Here is a 22,939-nt window from a genome sequence, read left to right on the forward strand (position 1 = left end):
CGCAACTTTTGCGTATGGGCAACAAGCCAAGGATGGTAACGGTTTTCATTTTGGTCACTTCCAAGGGGGCGGCTTTCCTCCAAAGCCTAAAGACTTGGATTTCCAAACGGTGAAACTTGATGAAAAAATATGTTTCAAGCATATTCGCGTTTTCCTGTAAAGTGTTGATATGCCTTCTCATTTTCAGTTTATGGTCTCCGATAATAGTCCCTATTCTCTTTTATTTTACTTTCGCAGATGATGACATGAAAGCACAGTTGTTATGGGATTGGAACGAGTTCTATGGCTTGGTGAACTCTGCGCAGCGACTTCAAAATGAGGAAATCCCGCTTCGTTTTGAAGATAAAGCCGTTTTAGTTGCAAAAACAGTCAGTGATATAGGTTTTCTATGGATTCCTATTGGCATCCTTTGGGGATTTTCAAAGGGGTTATCTTTGTTGTGGCACCGCTATGTAGGGGCAAACATTTGATTTGATTCCTTATCACAAATATGATATTATTTTACTAAGTTGCCCCTATTTCGCGAAGGCTTTTGTAGGAGGGTTTCTAACCCCGATTTGTAATTCTTATATCATGAAGTGCGATTAAAGGCAGATCATTGAATGACAGCAATAAAAACAGACCTTAACTGGAAATCGAAAACACAGTGCCGTTTTTCCTAAGTCGCTGCCTGATTGGTTTATCAAGTTGTTTACAAAAGAAGATGATTGGGTGCTTGATCCGTTTGCAGGTTCCGGTACGACGTGTCAGGTCGCTCAAAAGTTGTTAAGAAATTCCGCTGGCATCGAAATTTCGCCTGAGTATTATCAACTGGCACAGGAGAATATTAAGCAAAAGCCACATCTTGAAAACCAATTCCAGACGCAATTCAGTTCAACCCAATCTACGCCTCGATAGTTCAACTCCCTTAACAAAATCTACATATACTAATAAGCCAACATCAACGTACCCGTCTCTTGGCGGCTAATAGCCGATTCATTGATGCTTCTGTTGGCTCGACAGAGACCGTGTCTCCTGTAACGCGTTCGGGTGAAGGCAGAGTGTCCCCTTGTCCACCTACCGATTTGTCTGCAGGCTGTCCGCGCAATCGTCCGAGAAACTCAGCGAGATGCCTATTTGCTATGCTGTAACGCCGGAGAATCATCTCCAATACAAAGAATAGCGCGGCAGCAATTAGCAACGCATGTGCAAGCGAAACCTGCTTCTCAATGGGTGTACCTGCGGGTGATGCCATCTGGGTCGGTGTGGGTTCGTAGGTGCCATCAGTCTCCGATGCAAGCGTTTTCAGCAAGTTGGTATTGACCTCGAATTCGGCGTATTCTGATGGATAAGGGAGTATCAAGGCTTTGGTGCGTTTAGGACCATCGCCTTCACGCTGAGCAGTGACGATATAAGATCCGCTGTCATGTATCTGAAATGTGCCGTTGTGGCGCGTCAATGTAATCTGTTGCATTTCAATAGGTTCACTTGTTCCGTTCGGACCGGCAACACGGGCCTCGTAAACGGCTTGTGACGGGGTTCGCGTATCAATATTGACTTCCGCTGCACCGTGGCGGAGCGATACAGTGAGATCAAAGTCGGCATCCGCATCCGCCGCAGGAAGCACCCAATTGACAGATTGCCCCCAAAACTTTCCGAAATTGTGCCACGGAATCCACTCTTTTGCCCATGCTTTAACGTCCGATGTCCAGGCAACCGCTTTCCCTAACCCGATATTCCACCCTGCGAGAACGGGTTCATCTTTATGTGAACGGATGAAAACCTGGGCGGTATCTTTTCCTGTCGTCGCAACGTAGCCGTGAAGTTCTGGCGGCGTGCCGATGCCCTCCACAATTGGTTCACTCGGAACAGTGACAACAGGTTGAAAAGGTTCTTGAACGATGTAACGCTGCGTTTCTCGGACGGCTTCCGTTAAAACTTTTGGCAGCTCCTGAACATTTTTAACGCGGACTACATTCTCTGTAAGCTGCGTGAGAAGCTCTACGTTTGCATCGCCAATCGCAATCGCCGTGATACTGATACGTGCTTCGGCAATTTGTTCTGCTAACTTCAAAAAATCGGATTTCGTATCATCAGATTTACCGTCCGATAAGAGAACGATGTGCTTCCGTTTCGCACTGTCTGCTTCAAGTATTTCGGAGGCTTTGTCAATCGCCTCCATCATCAGCGTTGTTCCGCCTGTCGGCTTAAGCCTGCCAACGGCTTGAAGTAGCACATTACGATCAGATGTGAGATCTGAGACGACGTGAGCATCTTTGCCTGCGCTGAAACTGATGACCCCGGCGATGTCATCCTCTTCAAGATTATCAATACCCGCACTGATCCCTGCAATAGCGAGATCAATTTTACGTCGTTGTCCACCGACATAATTTGCCATACTCCCCGACGTATCTAATACAAAAAGAATAGCGACAGTGTCCTTCTGTTCGCGGGGTGTCATTTTTACAGGAAGTACACGTTCCAAGGCAGTATCGGTATAACCTCCGGGTCCGTAGGCGTGTCCGCCGCCGATAACTATTAACCCGTGCCCGAGGTCACGGACATAATTTTCGATGCTTTGCAGATGCTCCAATGAGAGGACATCTACGGAAACGTTACTGAGAATGAGGACATCGCTGCGCTTGAGTTCAATGAGATCGGTCGGCATTTCCACGGGTTCCCTAACGTCCACGTCAAATCCGTTCTCCTGAAGGACGGTTTTCAGGTGTGTAGCCTGTGTGGGATCCTCCTCTACATATAAGACGTGCGGTTTACCCTGAATTTTTACAACGCCATATCCTTGGTTATTCTCAAGAATTTCGTCGCGGACATCCAGTTTTAGTTCATATCTATGGTTTCTCTCTTCGGAAACTGGTGGCACCGGTAAAGAAAGAGAATGTGTTCCACTCGGCAAAGTCCACTCAAATGTATCAATCAATGCGCCTTCGTGATAGAGGGTACCGGGCACCTTTGGGAGGCTACCATCGGTTTCAATTATGGCACGCATCTCAAAACGCTGCCCTTTGCGGACTTGGGTAGGAACCTGGAGCTGCACGACCCGAATTGCGTCTTTAAGCGTATCAAGCGGTATTGTTGCTATCTCAACATTATTCGCCGAAAGTAACGGTAGGTAATCCTCCAAGCGTGTACCACCGGCGTTATGAATGCCGTCACTCAACAGCACGATCCGCCGATGATAATCGTCTGGCAGCGATGCGATCGCGTGTTTAAGTGCGGTGAGAATATCGGTACCATCGCGTCTAATTGCCTGCTCCGCGAGCGATGCCAGTAGTCCTTTCGATATGCCTTCCAAGGGTTGATCTTGTTTCTGTCGAATTCCTGTAAGGACAGAGGTTTCCTTCCCAAAACCGATGATGCCGAACAGATCAGTAGGCTTCAATTTTGCGACAGCGGCGTTGATCTGTTTGACTGCTTCTTCGCGCTGGATAGGTTGAACGCTTTCGGAGGTGTCAATTAGAAATACGACTGCAAGCCGTTGTTCTTTCTGTGTCCGGTGGAGGCTCGCTAAGGCGAGGATTGCGCATAGCAGCGCGGCACCTCTGAGGAAGAAGGTTACGCTTTTTCGCCACTTCGTCGTCCCGAGGTGTGCTTGCCGTTGCACAAAGATTAGCGCAGGAATCGCAGCAAGTAAGAGTAAGAAGAAAGGGGATCGGAAATCAAACATTTTATTAGTTGTCAGTTATCAGTTATCAGTTATAAGTACAAGAGGTTCTTGGTTTATTAACGCTCTGCTTTAACTGACCACCGAAGACTGACGACGCTTTAACCCATGAATGAGATTATTGGCTGCGGAGTTCCTCAAAATATGCTTCTGCTGCTTGCGTTTCTGCGGCATGTGACATGTTATAGCGTTCACACAGCGCGATGTATTCATCAATCAATGTGAGACGCTCTTCGGATGGCATTTCGCCGCCTGCTACGAGCATCGCTTTGTAGGCAGGGATAGCGGCTTTTTCGACACGCGCCCGAATTTCAGGTTTATCGGCAAGTGCTAACGCCTGCTGGAAATAGTCGAAAACTGCTTGTGCACTCTCCGCATCTAAGCCAACATCTTCGGGGGTTGGGAAACACCTCGGATGGAGTCCCCGCGTCTCTACGTTATCGTGGAGGAAAGTAATATATTCGAGAATTGCTGGTGCCGCGGCTTCGTAGTGGAGGTTTACAAATTCGTTTAAAAGGGCATCAGCATCAAGGTGCGGATCCCAGATAAGGTGAGAGATGAGGTAATTCCGTAGATCGGAAAATTCGCCTGATAACCCGTTGCCGTTCGCTTGCATAAACACGCCTTTGGCGTTATTGCGTAAGAAGTAGCGGACATTCGGAGCAATACTCCGCAGATTTGGGAAAGGCAGATCATAGGAACGGAAATTGGTATTATAATTCCAAATCCAGATGTCGTCGCAGATTTTTCCCCATTCGTTGGTATCTTGGCAAAAGGCTCGGTTCTGCTCACAATCCGGGTTATCAATAGCATGCAGGGTACAACATTCAATACTACAGAGTTGAATTTGCACATTGTGCCGCGGCTTTATCGTCTGGGGTGGTTTGCGAGTATACCAATACGCCAGCGTGCCGACTTTGACGTGCGGGTGTGCTTTCTCGATGCGTTCCGCGACAGCATTAACGAAAGTCAGCTGCGACCCCATCGGTGAATCCTCCGCTTCGTTAAGGGTTTCGCACGCTTCACAGCGACAGTATGCCGCCGTATCCGCTTGACTCACGCTGATATTGGTGGCTTCTGGTCGATCTGTGAGTTGCTGAATTGCGGATGCCGCAGCAACCTCAATAACTTCGGGATTCGTCACACATAGCTGCGGACCGCCACCGTGGGTATTCATATCCCGTTTTCCGTCCACGAGTGCATAATATTCCGGATGGCTCTCACCATAAGTGCTATAAGGTACCAACGCATGAAATGAGTGGTTAATCAGCTGCTGTTGTGTTTTTCCACCGAGATTTTCAGCATCCGTGACGGTGTTGACTTTCCGTTTCGCCGCGAATGTCGGATCCTCTGAATTCTCTCGGTAATAACTCCAACGGAACGAAAACGGTGGGGAGTAGATATAACTGCCATACGGTATTTGCCGGGTAGATGCATCTGGGATATAGGTGTGATCGGCGGTTAAGAACCGGACACCGATCAATTCTTCAAGAAACTGATACACCGCGTAAAGGATACCGCGCGGTCTGCCGCCCTTGATCTGAATCTGGCTATCACTAACCGTGATTTCGATGTCTTCATCACCGAGCATAGATGACCCTTTGATTGTAATCCACCCGTTATTGGTGTCGGTATTCTCATGGACGGTATCCAGCGGTAATGTTAATCGGGTTGCTTGGTTAAACCATTTTTGAAATTCTTCAGCGGCGTATTTTTCAGAGGCAGTAGCGTTATCAGAGACAGCAATGCGCCAATGTTGTCTTGCTGAGACCCTTAAACTGCCGCGAGTCGGGTAAAATTCGAGTGTTTTCTGGGTTGACATAATTGCTCCTTATGATGTGTCGGCAGTGGCTTGTTCCACTGCTTGGGCATCTGCCTGATATTTCTGTTCGTTGAACAACACAATGAAGGCGATCGCAGCGAGCACTGTTATGACAATGGGAACCATAAATATTTTTGCCCAAGCGTGTCCACCTTCTGGATAAGCGAAGTAATCATGTACCCGTCCACTGACGATATGCCCGACCAGCATGCCGAACCCATTTGTGACAAAGAGGAGCAGTGCTTGCGAACTCGCGCGGATGTCCTGCGCACTCAATCGTTCCACAGCAATCATACCGCCGACGAAAAAGAACGAATAGCAGATACCGTGCAATGTTTGCGCACCAACAACCAACCACACCGGCTCACCAATGGCGAAGATAGCATACCGAACGGGCCACGCAAGGATACCTAAAAAGATAGTAAATCGCATGCCGAACCGGCGCAGACACGGAAAGAGCAGCAGCATGAGCAAAACCTCAGCGACCTGTCCGAGACTCATTGCCAAGTTAGCACTACTTCCAGCAAGCTCAACGCCATGTTCTGCTTCGGTCAGGAAGAGGTAGGTCAAGTTATAATAGAAAGGGAGTTCAATCGCAACAACGAAAGAAATAATTAGAAGCACGGCGAAATTTCGATTTGCGACAAGGGAGAAGGCTTCAAGAAAAGCGTACGGATTCTTTGCCTCCTTACTCGGCGGTGTGTTGGGGAGTGTCAAGCAATAGGCACCCATGATGAAGGAAAGTACGGCACCGAAGAGGAGACAGTCGCCAACGTGTGGCAGCGTTGTTTCTTGCCCTTCCCAGAACCGGAGGTATAGGCTCAGGATCCAGTTAATCGCAATCCAACCGAGCGTTCCGAAGACCCGGATATTTCCGAATTTGTCTGACTGTCCCATGTGGTGAAAAGCAATGGCGTTGGTCAGTGCGATTGTCGGCATATAGAGGACGGCGTGCAGGAAAATCATACTCCACATCATTGGGAAGGAGGTCTGCTTCCATGCGACGAAGAGGCAGATACCACCGAGTAGATGAGAGATCGCTGCAAACACCTGTGCTGGCATTAGACGATCCGCAATCCATCCTGCAACGATTGGAGAAATTATCGAACCGATAGCCGTCGTGCCAAAGACGTAGCTAATCTGCTTGCCGCTGAATCCGAGGTTTTGCATGTGCCCAGCGATAAGGACTGCCCACGCGCCCCAGATGGCGAACTGTAGAAACATCATCCCAGATAATCGCGCGAAGGTTCCCAATTCTGTTCGTTTATCTTCCATAAGAGGTCTCCTCTTTTGTTTGATCCTAAAATTGGTTACGGGACTTCATAATTGTTGCTTACCGCCACTGGGCTATCGGTTCTGTTGACTGTACTATGTGCATCCCTGCGTCCGAAGCCTTGGTAAACGCAGCGTCTGCGGGTTCTGTATAGTCTACGATTCCTGACACGACAACCGGTGAAGTCAGATCATCAACAAGGTAGATTTTCTTGACTAATTCTGTATCGGTCTGCTGAATTTCTGTGAGCAGATCGCTGACAGTCCAGGCGACACAGTGGCTTTTCGCTTGCCCCGCAATAATCACTCGATCGTATTCAAAAAGTGTTTGGAGGAATGGACTATTTTTTTCTGCGATTGGTCTACCGTCCGCATCGTTAAGTACCTCCGGACGTAAGACGGAATAGTTTTCAGTCAACGGGTTCTGTCCTTTAATTTCGTAATGGATCTGGGTCTTACGGGCGATGGTATGGAAAAAGCAGGCTTCATCGACAGCAGAGACAACGGCATGCCCGATCCCACCGAGCATCGCATGGTAGGGCCATATCGCCAGCGGATATTTGCCATCTGCAGTAAGCGTTTTGACGTAATGTTCGCCGTACGCCTTGAGCCATGCGTATGGATTCGATTCTGGAACCTGATTCGGTAAATTTAGACTGCCAACAACAGCAGGATTGACGCGCCATCTGCCTGTCTCTATATCTTCTGGCGTAATCAGTGTCTGCAGTGGTAACGGATGCTCACCGGCATCGTTAATCCAGAAGACTTCATGGAATATCTGCATCGCCGTATGCGTATCGAGTGTGCAAGCGATTTTGGTGATATGCGGCAGATTGTGATAGATGAACTGACACAAACGCACATTGTCTTCTACAGCACCACTTCCTGACCTACCACCAACAAATAGTTCAAAACCGGGGATACAGAATGTATTTTGGACATCGACAAGGAGTAGGCAGGTCCGAAAATTGTCTTCGGATGCTGCGGATATTGAATACTGGTCTGCCCACGCGAGTCCCTCACGTTGACGTTCTTGATACGGGATTCGCCAGACCTTGTCTACCTGATTAACATCAAAGTGTTGCGGGAGTGGGAGTTGCGATGCAGACATTGTTCTATCCTTTTTTAGAGTCGTCAGTTATCAGAGGAATGGCTATCGGAAACCATCAGCTGTCGGTTGTCAGAAGAATGGCTATCGATAAAGAAGCATTTAGTTTAACCAGAACCGCTCTTTGCTGACGGCTGATAGCTATTCTTCTGATATTGGGAATTTTATAGAATTTCTCGGTTTTTATCAACAAAAATCGGTTGATATATGTTATGCATATACGGTAGAATAGCGTAACATTCTCCGGTTAGCATCTTTTAGTACCCTAAAGTTTGTAGGAAAAACAAATGAAAAAGTTTTTTAAGCCACTCCCAGATTTAGAAGAGCGGCTTGATCAGGTCAATGAGCGGGTTCGACGGGCACGCCGAACTTTGGATTGGCGAACTCGCGAAGCACGTATCCCGCTTGACATTCAAGAGGACTTCGGTGTCTCTGAATTGCAAGGCGATGTGATGCTCGTTTCACGTGATGACTATTTACATAACAAAGTCAGGAACCTCATCCGATCCGAAGGCTATGGGTGTGATTTTCCAGAGCGAAGCTCGGAAGCCATCGGTATGTTAAAAATGCGCAAATATCAGATGATAATTGCCGACTACACCCGCCGCTCGCGAGGGAGACTCTTTGAATATGTCAGGCGGTATCAGCCGCATATCAAAATTGTCTCGATTGTTCGTAATAACGACGAAGGAAGACAGGTCATGAGAGCTGGCAGCTACAGCTACCTGTTAGGGCGGGGTTTTGATCCAGAGCAGTTACGTACCTGTATAATAAGTGCTCTTAAATTAAAGCATCGCGCCTGTTGGTTGTTAACAAACGGCGAGCGTTGTAACCGGTCCTGTGTTGATGATTTCCAATCCGATGAAGATTTCGCGGAAATTGAATGAAAAAACGCGCCGACACCCACCCCATCTTACAACAGCGACTGAAACAGGTAGAACGTCAAGCACATGTTGCCCGTTACCAACTTCAGCGCAAAGTTGAGACAGCACTTGGACCGCTTGATATTCAAAGAAACCGTGGCATTTCACAAGTCCAAGGGGATGTGCTATTTATTAGTTATCACGCGAATGTCCGGCGTAGGGTGGAAGATGTGCTCCGCGGTGAAGGCTACCGATACGATGTCGTTAGTGCTGAAGATGCGCCCCGTTTTCTACAACTCGCGCGGTATCGCTTGGTGATTTTCGATTGGACTTCGCGCGGATATTGGCGGATTTTTAACGATGTACGTCGGGATAAGAAGCACATCAAAATCATTGTCCTTGTCACGAGCGAAGCACGCGCACGCGCAACAATGGAAGGCGGCGGCTATAGTTACATCTGGGGTGAAGACTTCGATCCTGAGCAGTTGCGTACATGTCTACGAAGCGCGTTACAACTACGGCACCCAGTTTGTGCATTACTTAAAGATAACGAACCTTGCAATCGTTCTTGTGTTTATGATTATGAACCGGGGTCGTCAGTTCATATTGCTTAAATTTAGAGCAAGTTTTCGATACTCGGAAACTACACCAAAATGGCAACAAACTTAGAATTCAAAGCACACTGTCCGTCGCTTGAAACCCTCTATCCGAGGTTGGCTGATTTAGAGGCGACACACTGTGAAACCGTCTATCAAATTGATACCTATTTTTATGTGACGCAGGTAAAAGACGCTGCGATATTAGAAACCTGTAAACCGCGTCTTAAATTGCGTGAGATTAGCGAGGCACGCCATCGCGTGCCCTCGCAAGATGAAACAGATGAAGCGTGGCTTATCTACTATGAGCGTCCGAATCAAAGCGAATCTCGTTATAGTCAGTACCAACTCAGCAAGGTTAGCGACCCGTCAACCCTCAAAACGCTGCTAACCGTTGCCTTGGGAGTTGAAACGATTGTCCAAAAACAGCGAGAGGTCTGGATGTTCAAAAATACCCGTATCCATCTCGATACAGTTGCCAATTTAGGACAGTTTATCGAATTGGAAACGGTGTTTCAGGGACAAACAGAAGTCGAAGCAGCAAATGAACACCAGTACGTTAAAAGGATACTTCATTTAGGCACTGCTGACCCAGTTGCTGTCTCCTATAGCGACCTTGTTATGCAAAAGCCGTAACCGAATATCAGCGGTATTGCGTAAGTTCTAAATTTTCATTTCACTATAAAATCTTAACTCACTACCCAAACACACGCCCATTTCCTGCAGAATTATGCACCCGTTTTACGCCTAAGTAGCGTCACCAGATTTGAAAACAGAATGATGAAACTACTCTTTTTTGGAGGCGACGCATGAAAAATGACGATGCTGAACTCATTCAACGCGTCCTTGAAGGCGACGATGATGCCTTCTCTGTGCTTGTGAGAAAATACCAGAAACAGGTGCACGCGTTGGCGTGGCGGAAAATCGGGGATTTCCACACCGCAGAGGAGATTACACAGGACACGTTCCTGAAAGCATACAAGAAACTTGCAACACTCAAGGAACCGCAGCGTTTTGACAGTTGGCTTTATGTCATCGCCGCGAATCGCTGTAGCTCTTGGCTCCGAAAAAAGCGGGTGTGGACGCAGCCACTTGAGGAGCTTGAGGAGACAGACAACGCGCACGTACAAACAGGTACATATTCGGGATACGTCGCTGCGGAAAACGAGCGCACAACCGCAGAAGCACAGCGCGATGTCGTCAAAAAGTTGCTCGCGAGACTCCAAGAGAGTGAACGCACTGTCATCACGCTCCACTACTTCGGAGAAATGTCGTGCACAGAGATTAGCGCGTTTTTAGGGGTATCCGCAAATACAATTAAGAGTCGTCTCCGTCGGGCACAGCAGCGTCTAAAGAGAGAAGAACCGATGATCAGAGCGGCTTTGGATAACTTCAAAATCACCCCGAATCTCACAGAGAATATTATGCGAGAGGTCGCCCGTATTAAACCCGCTACACCGTCCAGTAGCAAGCCTTTCGCACCGTGGACAATCGCCGCTTCTACAGTAGCAGTGGTGTTACTAATGTTAGGTATTGGAAATCAACAACACGCAATCCGTTTTCAACAACCCTATAGCCTTGATGCCGCATCGGAGATGACGGTTGAACTGATTGAGACACCCATCGTGCTGAATATTGCATCAAAACCCGATATACGGACGCAGATCGGAAGCACCAACACACCCAACAAAAGCAGCAAATCTGGACAACCATTTAAGGATACCCAAGCATTCGTCAAAGAAGCACACGCTGACGAATTTGTTGATGATTACACAAAATGGGAACTCCCCAAAGCGGCGAAAGCGCGCCTCGGAAAAGGCGGTATCAACGCGCTTCAATTCTCACCCGATGGTACACAAATTGCTGTCGGAAGTAACATCGGTGTGTGGCTTTACGATGCAGAAACAGGAAAAGAAATTAATATGTTCCCAGGCATGTGTGAGTCCATTGTTTTTTCACCGGATGGGCAATTCATCGCAAGTAGCGGGAGCCGCCCCGGACTTCAGTTGTGGGAGATAGTTACTGGTCAGAAAATGTCCCATATTGAGAAACTACTTCCTGCCGCGGCACTGCATTTCTCTGAGGATAGCAAAACAGTTGTCAGTTTGGGGAACTGGACAAACACCATTGACAAGTTAGATATTGAAACAGGTGAGGCAAATGTGAAGAAAATCAAAGAAATGGTAAAGAGAGCAAATTCGTCTCAATCTTACGCCCTCACAGCGGATAAATTTGCGGTCGGTAGGCAGGACGGAAAGATCGAACTGGGAAGCACAATGACCGGTGAAAAATTCTCTACCCTCAGTGGACATACAGGCGGAATCCAGGAACGGTTACCCCCCGCAGCAGATGAGGAGATCCCGCCAGCAGGAGAGATTCGGTGGCAGTTTTCAGACGGTACCCCTAACTCCGTGTTAGCCTTAGCATTTTCACCCGATGGAACAAAACTCGCCAGTGGAAGTAAGGATAAAACGGTGCGATTATGGGATACTTTCACCAACGACGAATTGGTTACCCTCCGAAAACATACAGGTTCGACAAACGCTTTAGCATTCTCACCGGATGGGAAAATGCTCGCAAGTGGGAGCACCGATAAGACCGTGCAGTTGTGGGATGCTGCGACCGGCGCGCACCTCGCAACGTTCGATGAGCATATTAGCGGTATTGCAGCACTCACATTTTCGCCAGACGGACGTACCCTCGCAAGCGGAAGTACAGATGGTACAATCCAATTTTGGGACACAACCACCAAAACATTGTTACCGATTCGTCTCACAGAACACATGGAGTGGGTGAAAGCAGTCTCCTTCCTTGAAGACAATTCTATGCTCGCCAGCGTTGACTTTAACGGCGTAATTACTTTGTGGGACCTAAAGACATCGCAAAAAACCGCGGTTCAAACGATAGGACCTCGGCATTTCTTAATGACTTCAGCGTTTTCACCGCATGGAACGAAACTCGTTAGCACCGGTGCAAAATCCGCCACATTCCTCAACATAGGTCCCAGTAAGCTTGTCACCACGCAGGAGCCAGATCATCTGGTCCGTCTGACAGATGTTCGTACGGGACGTGAATTAGCAACCCTAACAAAGACAGTTGGCGGAATGAATCAAGAAGTAGGTATGGCTTTTTCGCCTGACGGAAAAGTGGTAGCCTTCCACGGTTCGGGTGGGATTCATGTATGGCAGACAGAAACGAGGGATGTTCTTACTATCCGATTCTTAGAACAAAACAATAATGACGCGATGGTCGAGCAGCACATGGTGGCTCAACTGCTAAACGAAGTCACGGTTCTGATGTTCTCACCAGATGGCAAAAAACTTGTTAGTGGAACCATGGGCGGAAAGGTTCAGATGTGGGATCCAGAAACGGGTGTTGAGTTAGCACCCTTCCTTGCTGGACAGGAGCTGCCTGCCGATTTTACCGTGAGTTATGAAGATCCGATTACAGCGTTGGCGTTCTCTCCAAATGGGGCATTACTCGCTGTCGGAAGTCAACAAAAAATCCGTTTATTGGGTAGCAGTAAGCAGCCTCGCGTTAAAGATGTTCCACGCGGCACCAAGTCGTTAGCGTTCTCACCTGATGATACTGTTCTCCTTGCAGGACTTAGAAACGGTGGAATTGAATTATTGGATATGACAACAGGGGAAAAAATTACCACACTCAATGGGCATACCGCAACAGTGGAGACGTTAGTATTCTCACCCGATGCAAAGACGCTCGTTAGTACTGGACAAGACGGAACTATTCTTTTGTGGGATTGGGAGGAAGCCATCAAGGGCTCATCTGCAATGGAGGAATAACAAGAAAATAGTTATCGGTTGTCAGATGCCGCCCCTACGGGGCTTGGATTCTTTGGTCTTCACGTTGCTACACAGATACCACCCCTACGGGGTTCAAGAGGGTTTTGGCGTATACACGGTTTGTGGCTATGATCTGGTGCGGTTGATTGAAGATTAATTTATTAATTCGGTAATTTTTGGGGAAGTTCGGTTAGGTTAGGAATGCAGGTCGCATTTGGGTGTGTACACCGCAAAACCGAACCTACCGGGCCTGGAGAAAATATAGAATTACCGATTTATTTTCTTTAACTTCATGAAACCGCACCTACCGGATTTACGATTACCCCTCTAAAACCTAATCCTGAGAGACATGCGGTGGCTGCCCCCTAATGCCGGATGGTTTGCAAATGCGTAGTCTAACCCCGCGCCTGCCCCGGTGACGAACCGGAGGTTCAACCCAACGCCTGCCGTCAAACGTCGAGTGCGTTCAATTCCTTTACGCTCATCAAAGCCAATACGCAACGAAAGTAGATCAAAGAGTGTCCATTCAGCACCGCCATGCAACTCAACGCCATCCTTGATATAGGTATCCAAAGCTAAGATAAGGGTGCTATGGAAAATGGCAAGTGTGTGTGTCGTTGCAATGCCGATTTTCAGATGCGGTGGTATCGTCTCGGTGTGGGATGTCAGGTCTGCTGATGGCGGCGGTGTGTTCCAATAGATTTTTGTCCGAAAAACATCGCTGGCTTGCAGTCCGAGCGTCAGACGATGCGATTTTTCTGGATTTGTCATCGCAACGAAACCGATGTCTGCACCGCCACCGATGGCGTTTGTTGTCCGATATCCGCTCATGTAGAGCAGCTTGAGTGTGCTACCGAGACGGAGATCAATACCGTGAAAAGAAGGGAGCATCCAACCAGATGCAAGGAGGAAGGCGTTATCCGTACTATTGAAAGTCCCAATTACTTTTGGACGGTTCGTGGGTCCGACAGGACGCGTGACTACCGGTAGACTGGTAATAGGAATATCGTCAACGCCAACGCGTAGCCAACTTATACCGATCGCACCTCGTTTTTTAATCGGATGGACATAACTCACAAAGTCATACGCGTCCTCTCCATTGAGTGTGGAATGCATGAAACTAACTTCGTATCGGGTGAGGTATCCCAATCCAGCAGGATTCCAATAAGCCGCGTAGGCATTGTCACTCAGTGCAGTCCCCGCACCACCCATAGCAAGTGCGCGAGCACCGACACCAAGCGTTAGGAAGTCCGCGGTATACTTCGCATCCGCAGATGGAATAGTTACTACACAGAACGCAATTATAGATAGAACAAAAAGTTTGCAAGTGTCTCTAAAGTGTTCTAAAGTCCGGAAGTGAGGGAGGGGATTTTGAATAACTTTAGCACACTTTATGGACTTCAGCACACTTTTAAACATTGATTTATGTTTCATTGTTTTGGGTTATCGGTTGAAAACTATCAACGGAGTTTCATCATTTTGAGTATCTCGGTAATGTCTTTTTCACCTTCACGTTGGATTTTGAGTTTGGCGTAGTAAACACCATTTGCGACTTCAACCCCATCTGCATCCCTACCATCCCATTCCACCATCAAGAACCCCGGTGTCGCTGGTATAGAGAGTTCCCGAATTAATCTTCCACTCAATGTATAGATTTTCACATCAATCGAGTCAGCAGGTGCCGTTAGTTCACACGTGATCGTAGTTTTGCGCGGAAATGGGTTTGGATAATTCAGAAACGATAGCAGCTGCAAGTCGTCATGAACCCGAAATGTGATGCGTTTCGTGTCAGTATTCCCGTGTACATCGCTCGCTGTCAAGCGAAGTTCGTACTCGCGTGGCTCAAGTTCTGGAGACGGATATGTCAAAACAAGTTGATTGGAACCCGGATGATACGTCAATTGATAGGCTTCTGGTAGAATACGTTCAAACTCTCCTGATACTCTCCCCAACTCTAACAGCAAGGGTCGTGTCAGATAATCAAGCCCACTTGGGTCGGTTAACGTCGCACCAATAAGAGGTTCGGGGTCTGTTGCATCACCCGGCACGAAGTGCTGCTGGTTCCCAATAGTGAGTTGGATATCTGGTGGCACAGTGTCGTCGCTGTACACGAGTGTGACCGGTCCCAGTCTGTCGGTTGTCGCCCGAATGATACCAATGGGTCGGGTTTCAAAACTAAATCTATCACCAGGCGTGAAAGGACGTTCCCCTTGTGTAAGTTGAAAACGTAAACCGTAAGGTTCGTAGACAAACGGCTGCCCGGCTGTCCCTCGGAGGGGTATACCCTCGGATTGGGAGCGCAAGATCCCGGTTTTCTCACCTTCAATTTGAAACTCGGTATCTGTCAGAAAGAGGACAAACCACCGATCTTCAGGCATAGCCGTATCCGGTGGAAGTTCAATGTAGTTAATGGTCCCGCTGCCGTGATTGGTGTCTCTGAACCCGGATGCATACCAACGTAATTCTTGTTGCGAGGGGTCTTCAGCGTTCGTTGCCCCTTCCAAGGGTTGGTTGAGCGCGGTAATATTGAATGCCCAGATATCGCCAAACCTAAAAGGTTGCTCAAAGTCCTGTTCCATGTTAAGGGATAAGCCGTGTTTCCAGTTCGGAAAGTCTACACTAAAACTGACAAGCTGCTCTGCTGGCGAAATAACTTCCAACGCTCCAAGATTCTGTGAGTCCTCTGTGAAAGGCGCGAGTAGAAGTCGGTAGGTTCGAGGTCCAGTAAAGAAGAGGACATATTTGCCGGTCCGTGTGCCTTCCGGTTGAATACGGACATCATTGAGCCGAGTTATGCCAACATTTTCCTTACTCATGTTTGCCACATGCAGGCGTTTTTGTAGCGCGCCTGAAGCATCGGTCAGCTGCTGAGAGGGGAGTCTCACCCAGTTTCCAAGCACGGAACTAAACATATAGACCCCCATCTCACGTACGCGAGCGATAACTGCGGTATCAATCGTGGAGGCGACCCCTAATCCCTCGGTTACCTCCTCCGAACTCCCTAACAATTCTTCGGCGAGTTGGGTACTGAGAGTCCCAAAATCAAAGCTTAAGTCAATTGCCACTGGAGAAGCAAGGAGAAAGTCTGCCTCCTGTCGGAAACCATCAACGGTTGATTGTTGATTGCTGATTGCCAATTCGTAACCATACGTGACTTTCCCAGGCAGCGGTGCCCGCTTAGACACGTCGGTAATCTGATTTATAGTTTCTTTGCTTGGGTGTTTCTTCGCGTCAGATGTCCCTGTTCCTATAGCAGCGAACCTCTGTTTATCCAAAGGACGAATTGAAAGCACAGTTTCCGTGTCCCGAAGTACATCGGGCGGTGCAGTGACAACACAGTTTCTATCCAAACTGATAATTTGACCCGCTGCAGTGCCGACCACCCCCATATTAACAGAGATCCGCCGGTAAGCGATATTATCTTTTTCGTCGTTTTCAAGTACCTCACCGGGCTGGTCGGCTTCAGTTCTTGTCGCATCGACATAGGCAAATATATCGTGTGTGCCAAGCGGCAATTGATCTGTCAGATTTAAAGTTGCAGTTGCGATCGGCAAAGTATTCAGTGGATCTGGCTCATAGACATCCTTCTTTGAAGTTTCCGTAGGGGTTGGGTTGCCCAATCCGTTCGGACGAGGGGACTTCGCCCCGACTAACGGTGTGCGCTGTATCCAGTCTTCAGGTCTAATCCGAGCAGTTCCGAGCGATCTGGCATCGCCATCAACAAGCATATCGTCGTCAACATCCGGATTACCGCTAAAAAAAACGACCTCTATAGGGTTCTGTACCTCTGGTCCCTCTATCTGCACATCCGCCGACAGATACCACTGCTTCCTTTCGGAGTTGTAGCCGTACCCAATAACATCCTCTCGCCCTACCTGCACAACGGAGAGATTCGGATAGACGTAAGGATAATACTCAAGTCTGTCGCTTACGGTTATATTACCATCTGAATCTGTAACCCGAATTTCGTATCGGACGACGGAGCCGTCCGTCGGTGCATTTAGCGGTTCAGGCGTTGTCCACCACGCGCCCCCGCTTGTTTTTTCTGCAGTAACGGGTGCCTCCCTCGGAATGAGCTCTACTATTTCCCACTGACGAGCCGCTAAATTACGCCACTCCAAGACCACTAAGAGCGATTGTTCATTTTCATCGGAAACCTGAACAGAGATACGAAACTTGTCGTCGCCGATTAATTCTGGATGGATATCAAGAATCTTTGGAACATTAACTGTAAAACCGTCGCCACCGACTGCGACAGTGTTTTTGCTTGGGTGTTTCTTCGCGTCGCTTTGTGCATAGTACTCAACATGTGCATCTCCGCTGGCGATATTTCGTGGAACGGTGAAAGTCACAGCCGGATAAGCACCGCGACTCACAGTAAGCGTTTTTGTCAAAGACACATCACCGGTGTAGTATTCAACGGGACCAGCGACACCTTGAGAGACAGCAGTCTTACCTGGAAATAGTGCTTTGACAGTCAGTGTTCCGTCAAAATCGGTGTCCCGAACAAACCGTTTTGTTCGACGCGATGCATCGTAAGTGGCAGTCTGAATGTACCCGGGTGCTATTCGGAGCGTATCTCCGGGGGCAACAGTCTTTGTTTCAATAGCAGGACGAATCTCACCATTCGCAATAGCAATTTGTAAGGCAGGATCCCCGAAAAGTGTGTATTCCATCATCACATCAATCTGCCCTGTGCCTTCCGTCATCAAAAGTTCGACCTTTGAGTCAAAACTCAATGGACCGAGTTGTCGTACATTCCGTTTAAAAATCATATCAAAGATGATACGATTCAGGGCATCGTTGCCGCTGCCGTAAGTGAGGCGTGTCGCACTCAACATGCCGATGATCCCGCCTCTCTCTTTGCGTAACAACTTCTCTGCCATGCTCGGTTCACCCGGTTTATCAAAATAACCGTTGTAACAACTCAGGACTAACATGAAAGGAATCTTGCCAGTTTCCTCTACCTGATCAACAGATACATTGTCAAAAATGATTTCGTGTGCCCAGACAGTGTTTCCGCCGTGTCCGGCATATTGCGCTATGACAGCACCCTCCCCGAGTGCTTCTATTATTCTATCTTTTGCGACACGCTGCGGGAAGACATCGGGGTAATCCTCAGGCTTTGCCTCAACCTCGTCAGTAATATCTTCAAGGAAAATCTCAATGGTTTCGTAGCCTAAGCGCGTATGGTCTTTCGCGATCTCATTGAGACTTTTCCTAAAAATAAAATCTCCAGAATTGCTGACTTCGTCGTCAGCAACAGAAATAATCTTCCGCCGCCAGTCCCCATTCAGAGGGGATTGTTCATAATCCAAAATTTTATTAACAATTGCATCGGCTTGGCTGACGGTCTCGGCACTGAGTCTGCCGATATACATATCGGTAAATTCATCGTGTCCGGAGATCGTAACATACCAGTGATCTGACGCGGTTCGTCCGAAGGAATCTGTTCGGATGTAGTGTGTTGGAATGTAACCATCAAGCTCTGGGGGTTCCGTGTGAATTTCTGTGTCAATACCACGAAAATCATAGGTGCCGTCGCCGAGGAGGACAACGTAAGTTGGTGCCGGTGGTGTCCAAGATTGATACGCATGCGTCAGAAAATCTTTGATTGCTTTCGGGTTGACGCCACCGTCCCCGTAAGTGTTGTAAATATCGTCAGTTGTTACAACTTTGGTTCGGTGTCCGCCACCTCCGGATGTTTCACGCCATCCGGCTAACCTCTCTGCCGCAGCAAGGAATTTGCGATGTGTTATGACCACATAATCTGCCCCGTGTGTTGCAGTCGCTAAGTCTGTAGGTTCGACGATTTCAATACGCTCGGGCTGCCGTAACGCCGTATCAGAGACTGCGATAAATTGGGTTTTACGGGTATCAGGTACCTGAAACAGAGCGTTATACATGCCTGTACGTGTTACATCCGTCTCTATAGCAAAACCGCGCAGCCGAGCCGTGAGGTACGTACCATCTGTTTCAAATATATGAATACCCGGGTCTCGGAACGCCTCAATTTTGTACTGGAGTTTACGCCCGCCTGGCAGTTGCGTGCGCGAAGTATCATCTTCGGTAGGTGATCTGAACCAGAGTTCATCTGCAACAGCGCGGAAGAGGCGGGTATACTCGACAGAAAAACGATTGAGATAGACATGATACGGATATCGAGTGGTATCTTCGTCAACATTATCATCAACACGCGCGAGAGATAAGACGTTCAGCTCGCCTTTCGTGTCGTCCTTGAGTATATTCCAAGTTCGTAAGAACCTGTCAACAGTGAGCGTATCTTGCTGATTCCATTCCGCGACTTCAATGCGGACCCCGTTAACAGAGACTAAAATCTGATGTGGGACGGGTGTGCCGCCCTGCAATTCAACAGAGATATGTGATGGATCGAAACTTTTTGCGACATCATACAACGGAAATTCAAGGCGCATCTCGGCGGCATCACCCCCATTTTTGATGCCATCCCAGTACCAGAAATCATTTTCCTCAAACCACTTGTGTTTATCATCGTTATAGACAAATTCAAGATTATTTGTTAGGTAATCCTCTTCAAAATTCACCTTAGAACGGAAAGTAGGAATTTGCGTTGCCGTTGGGTCCGTTGGACTGGCTGCCAGCTGCGGCACCCGCGTCCGGACACGGCTACCGTCAAGTGCCAGCCAATAAATGTTCCAACGGCTGTACGGATTTCTCGGCTTATTTCCAAGAAAAAAGATAGTATCGCCCGGATCAAACTTTCCGTCTTCTACCCCGGTGATGTAGATCGGAATATCTCTGTTCCCTTGCGTTATGCGAAACCTTGCTGGGTTTGTACCGATGAGTTCCACCCCCCAGTCGCGCGCGAGGGATTCTGCTGTCACGGCATAGATACCGGTCTCTCCGACGAACAATTTGTAGCGTGGGTTTCGATTACCGTTGTTAGAAACAAGCGTCGGTGCTGCAGGCACCTGTGGTTGGGGTGCCCGAAAATGAGCAGCTTGCTCAGCATTGAGGAGTTGATGCGACAAGGCGCGTTCAAAAGCCTCTGATTCGGCGGGAATGGCTGTCGGCAATCGCGCTTGCTTCGCAGTGAGAACTCTCAGCAAAGAGGTTTCTGATGAAGTTACGCTCTCTATCTGACGGTTGACGGCTGATAGCTGATGGCTACCATAAGAAAAACGGATGCTCACTGTGAAACGTGAATACAGACGCAGTTGTCGGGTTTTTGGGGAATACTGCACAGGGTATAACGCCAATGCGATGATACGTTGGCTGCGGATATAGCCCTCCCGTATAATACGGGCAAGCGGTAATCCAGGGTATGAAGGGTCACCGGTATTCGACTGATACGCGCTTCCACTTTCCACCCAACGTTGCGATGAAGAAGTTACCAGTGGCCAGTTCGCTTCGCTTCCAGTGGTCAGAGAAGAGCCCTCTTGTAACTGGTAACTGGTAACTGAAACCGGCAAAAGACGTACACCAGGGCGGGACTCGGTAGGCGCAGCTGAAACATCAACCGCTTCAATTGTAGCCGTCGCGGGTATACCCAGCATTAACCGTGTAACTGGAACTTTGGGATTGCCGGGTTCAGCAGTGAAGTGACAGTCGGCGTAATGTGCCTCGTGATAGCGGACATTGTCTCGGACTGTTTCAGAGACAGTGAGTTCAGGTAAGGTGAACTGAAGCGTGATGCCTTCGGCTGACGTAGATTGTGTAACACGCGCAGACGCGCTGGAAGACCAGAGGAAAAAGAAAAGGATGGGGATGCATAGCATGACCCCGAGCCGTACTCTGATACACCCGGGTTTGTTCTTCTCTTTTGTGTTTTTTAAATATAATTGCATTTTTTAGGGTTGTCAGTTCAAATTTGAAAAGCGAATCGGAACCTTGCTAACGAAAATGTTGTCTATTACCTTATATGTGTTTTGTGAGAGGTAATTTCTTCACTTTTTTCTATCTGAGCGCAAGTTGCTACGGACAAGATTTCAACGATGCGGTTTTCTGCGTTTTTGTACCGTAAACTCGCCTCGCAGTGAGAGTTGCGGACGCACACATACAGACTAACAGTCTATGCGACAAACAAAAGGGACAACTTCGGTCATTTGACTTTCAAAAGAATCTTACCGAAATTGCGATTTGCTTCCATATATTCATGCGCTTGTCGCGCTTCTGCTAACGGAAAAACGGTGTCAATTACAGGTTGAAGGGCACCACGTTTTAATTCTGGTAACCATCGCTCAACAAAACGCTGTGTGATAGCGATTTTTTCCGCAATAGATTGTGGTCGCATGACTGAACCGATGATCTTGAGTCGATTGCGCATTACTGTACCAAGATTAATTTCCGTGGTTGAACCACCGATCAATCCAACTTGCAACAGCCTACCTTTTGTTTTAAGTATAGAAAGATTCCGCTCAAGATAGGGAGCACCAATAAAATCTAAGACGACATCCACACCTTGTCCATCTGTTAAACGCGCAATTTCCGCGACGAAGTCAGCAGTTTTGTAGTTGATTCCCTCTACTGCTCCGAGTGCATTGCATTTCTCAATCTTTTCCGGCGTTCCCGCAGTGACAAAAACGTTAGCACCTGCATGATGGGATATTTGGACACCAGCACTGCCGACACCACTTCCGCCAGCATGAATTAGAATTGTCTCGCCAGCCGATAATTCACCTAAAGTGAAGATATTTTCGTTTGCGGTAAAAAACACTTCAGGAACTGCAGCAGCTTGCTCAAAACTCCACTTGTCAGGTATCGGCATTGCCATACGGTAATCGATAACAGCTTGCTCAGCGTAACCGCCACCACCGACGAGTCCAAAAACGCGATCGCCTTTGGTTACACCCTCTACAGCACTTCCCATTGCTGAAACGGTGCCAGCAATTTCTAAGCCGAGTATCTCGGATTCACCCGGCGGTGGTGGATATCCGCCGCGCCGCTGAAGCGTGTCGGCTCGATTTAAAGCAGTGGCATGAACATCCACCACAAGTTGTGTTTCAGTCGGTTGCGGCGACGGTGCTTCGCCTAATTGGAGTACCTCTGGTCCCCCATCGCCTGTTCTGATAATTGCTTTCACCATTTACCTCGCTTTCTGAATCATGATAAATTTAAGTGACATGACTGGACGGATACGCCCCATGTTCAGCGAGGTCCCCGTGCCTCGCTGTCCTTACCCAGCAACTTGGTGCACCGCTAATTATTGATTTCGCTATAACAATCTCTATTGTAAAAAAGAAAGGGATTACAACTTTTTAGGCTTATTAACGTCTAAATGAATAGGATAGCATACAAAAAGACTAAATTTAACCGAAGAGAGGCACGTAAGATGGCAAAAAAAAACACAAATACGCCGAAAAAGTCGGCATCTCGTCGATTCAACCCTGTGAAAGCGAAGTTGGAATCCATAAACGAATGCTTTGAGCAATTACAGAACGGGCTGCCTGAAAGTCAAGAAGCGTATGTTGATGGGGACAGAATCACACATTCCTACGTTAAAAGCTGCTTCCTCATGATTATCCAACGCGCCGTGGATATCAACAATGTTATCATTGAATTTAAGGGGCAAACACCACCGCAACAAAAACATCACAGTTTTTTGACACTCCATCAAGACAACGCGATTGACAAAAAGACACTGGATTTTTTCATCAAAGCCCTAAGTTACTATGAAAACATCATCAACCCTTATCAAGAGCTCACGCCCTCCGAATTGTACGATGTCTCCCAGGATCTTCTGAAGTACGGTGAAGCATACACGGATCAACTCGAAAATTACTTCGTCAATTTCTCACCTTCAGTAAAATAGGCGCGGTTGCTCCCGCGCCTATTA

General features: G+C 47.9%; 14 protein-coding genes. 7 read left to right on the top strand and 7 right to left on the bottom strand.

The annotated features are described in order from the left end of the window. Positions 1–119 precede the first annotated feature (119 nt). Both OXH00_15320 and OXH00_15325 read left to right on the top strand, forming a co-directional pair. Positions 120–470, top strand: a complete 351-nt coding sequence (locus tag OXH00_15320; GenBank protein MCY3742384.1) for a hypothetical protein — start codon at positions 120–122, stop codon at positions 468–470. Positions 471–687: 217 nt separating this feature from the next. Then, positions 688–897 (top strand): site-specific DNA-methyltransferase, encoded by a 210-nt coding sequence (locus OXH00_15325; protein ID MCY3742385.1) that lies wholly within the window; start codon positions 688–690, stop codon positions 895–897. 43 nt (positions 898–940) lie between these two features. On the opposite strand, the gene OXH00_15330 is transcribed toward OXH00_15325, so the two are convergent. The 4 genes from OXH00_15330 to OXH00_15345 all read right to left on the bottom strand — a co-directional run bounded on the left by OXH00_15330 (position 941) and on the right by OXH00_15345 (position 7,866). After that, entirely contained in the window at positions 941–3,664 is a 2,724-nt protein-coding gene (locus OXH00_15330) for a VWA domain-containing protein (protein MCY3742386.1), read from the bottom strand. A 115-nt stretch (positions 3,665–3,779) separates the two neighbouring features. Then, positions 3,780–5,483, bottom strand: coding sequence for a DUF4838 domain-containing protein (locus tag OXH00_15335; protein MCY3742387.1), 1,704 nt, complete (start codon positions 5,481–5,483; stop codon positions 3,780–3,782). Positions 5,484–5,492: 9 nt separating this feature from the next. Further along, a complete protein-coding gene (locus OXH00_15340) occupies positions 5,493–6,758 on the bottom strand; it encodes an MFS transporter (GenBank protein ID MCY3742388.1) in 1,266 nt (421 codons plus the stop codon). Between the two features lie 58 nt (positions 6,759–6,816). Further along, positions 6,817–7,866, bottom strand: a complete 1,050-nt coding sequence (locus OXH00_15345; protein ID MCY3742389.1) for an isochorismatase — start codon at positions 7,864–7,866, stop codon at positions 6,817–6,819. A gap of 284 nt (positions 7,867–8,150) precedes the next feature. On the opposite strand from OXH00_15345, the gene OXH00_15350 reads away from it, so the two are divergent. The 4 genes from OXH00_15350 to OXH00_15365 all read left to right on the top strand — a co-directional run bounded on the left by OXH00_15350 (position 8,151) and on the right by OXH00_15365 (position 13,125). Beyond that, positions 8,151–8,750 (top strand): hypothetical protein, encoded by a 600-nt coding sequence (locus OXH00_15350; protein ID MCY3742390.1) that lies wholly within the window; start codon positions 8,151–8,153, stop codon positions 8,748–8,750. Continuing rightward, on the top strand, positions 8,747–9,340 hold the full coding sequence (locus OXH00_15355; GenBank protein MCY3742391.1) for a hypothetical protein: 594 nt from the start codon (positions 8,747–8,749) through the stop codon (positions 9,338–9,340). Before OXH00_15350 ends, OXH00_15355 begins: the two co-directional genes overlap by 4 nt. Positions 9,341–9,379: 39 nt before the next feature. Further along, on the top strand, positions 9,380–9,958 hold the full coding sequence (locus tag OXH00_15360) for a class IV adenylate cyclase (protein ID MCY3742392.1): 579 nt from the start codon (positions 9,380–9,382) through the stop codon (positions 9,956–9,958). 173 nt (positions 9,959–10,131) lie between these two features. After that, a complete protein-coding gene (locus OXH00_15365) occupies positions 10,132–13,125 on the top strand; it encodes a sigma-70 family RNA polymerase sigma factor (protein MCY3742393.1) in 2,994 nt (997 codons plus the stop codon). A gap of 327 nt (positions 13,126–13,452) precedes the next feature. Here OXH00_15365 and OXH00_15370 read toward each other — a convergent pair whose 3' ends face one another. The 3 genes from OXH00_15370 to OXH00_15380 form a co-directional block, all read right to left on the bottom strand. After that, the gene (locus OXH00_15370) at positions 13,453–14,544 is read right to left on the bottom strand and encodes a PorV/PorQ family protein (GenBank protein ID MCY3742394.1); all 1,092 of its coding nucleotides are present in this window, start codon (positions 14,542–14,544) and stop codon (positions 13,453–13,455) included. Positions 14,545–14,585: 41 nt separating this feature from the next. After that, a complete protein-coding gene (locus OXH00_15375) occupies positions 14,586–20,951 on the bottom strand; it encodes a C25 family cysteine peptidase (GenBank protein ID MCY3742395.1) in 6,366 nt (2,121 codons plus the stop codon). 254 nt (positions 20,952–21,205) lie between these two features. Next, positions 21,206–22,189 (bottom strand): NAD(P)H-quinone oxidoreductase, encoded by a 984-nt coding sequence (locus OXH00_15380; GenBank protein ID MCY3742396.1) that lies wholly within the window; start codon positions 22,187–22,189, stop codon positions 21,206–21,208. Between the two features lie 246 nt (positions 22,190–22,435). Here OXH00_15380 and OXH00_15385 point away from each other — a divergent pair, with 246 nt between their 5' ends. Then, positions 22,436–22,915 (top strand): DUF86 domain-containing protein, encoded by a 480-nt coding sequence (locus tag OXH00_15385; GenBank protein MCY3742397.1) that lies wholly within the window; start codon positions 22,436–22,438, stop codon positions 22,913–22,915. Positions 22,916–22,939: the final 24 nt, after the last annotated feature.

The organism is Candidatus Poribacteria bacterium (assembly GCA_026706025.1).
In the GTDB taxonomy this organism is placed as follows: domain Bacteria; phylum Poribacteria; class WGA-4E; order WGA-4E; family WGA-3G; genus WGA-3G.